Here is an 803-nt window from a genome sequence, read left to right as displayed (position 1 = left end):
ATATTTTAAATAATCAATAATTAAATTTAATTGATTTGGAATAGGTTGACCTAATAATTTGAAGTAAGAATTATAATCTAATAACTCTAAAATTTCATTATAATTATTTACTATACGGGCAGATTGAGTTTCAAATGGTAATTCTTGGAATTTTTTCCATAATTGTTTTTCTTTTTCTGGATAATCTTTTAAGTTTTTTTGTAAGAGCCTATTCTAATAAATTCTTCAGATTGAAATGAAATAGGATGGTGAGTAGCTTTAGGAATTCTTAAAATTGTTATATTATTCCCCTCATAGTTAACGTTATGAAATGTAAAATTTAAAGAAGGTTTAATCATTCTGTGAAGCCAGTTTAATAATTCCTCGTTTCCTTTTTTAGCACTGTGAGGATAAAATTTAGTGCCTACAATATTTTTGGAGGTATCCTCAATCCCCCATATAATGTATGCATAGTCTTTATCAATTAAAGTTGCTGAATTTCCTAATGCTGAAATATATTCACCAATCATTTTGGGGTCAGTATTGTTAACTTTAAATTCAGTAGTAGTATCTTCTGAACTATTATTTAATTTTTCAGAAATAATATTTTTTAAGTAATCTTCTTCTTTCATATTATTTGAACTCCTAATTTTAATAATTAATCTTTAGATGTTGAACTATATGATTAGTTTATAGTGAAAAAATATTAAATGCTAATCAGTAAAATAGATGAAAGCAAGACGGTATATAGATTTAATAATAATATCTAATTATAATAATGTCGATAATAAAGATATAAGGAATACTTAGTTCTAATATTATAC

Annotated in this window: 1 protein-coding gene; it reads right to left on the bottom strand. The window is 24.0% G+C overall.

Annotated elements, in window-relative coordinates; genetic code table 11:
• Positions 1–188 precede the first annotated feature (188 nt).
• Positions 189–611, bottom strand: coding sequence for an AlbA family DNA-binding domain-containing protein (locus tag CD128_RS11155; RefSeq protein ID WP_231917328.1), 423 nt, complete (start codon positions 609–611; stop codon positions 189–191).
• Positions 612–803: the final 192 nt, after the last annotated feature.

Origin of the sequence: Staphylococcus croceilyticus (assembly GCF_002902575.1) — a bacterium.
Lineage (GTDB): Bacteria > Bacillota > Bacilli > Staphylococcales > Staphylococcaceae > Staphylococcus > Staphylococcus croceilyticus.
This window is presented reverse-complemented; position numbering and strand designations above follow the sequence as displayed.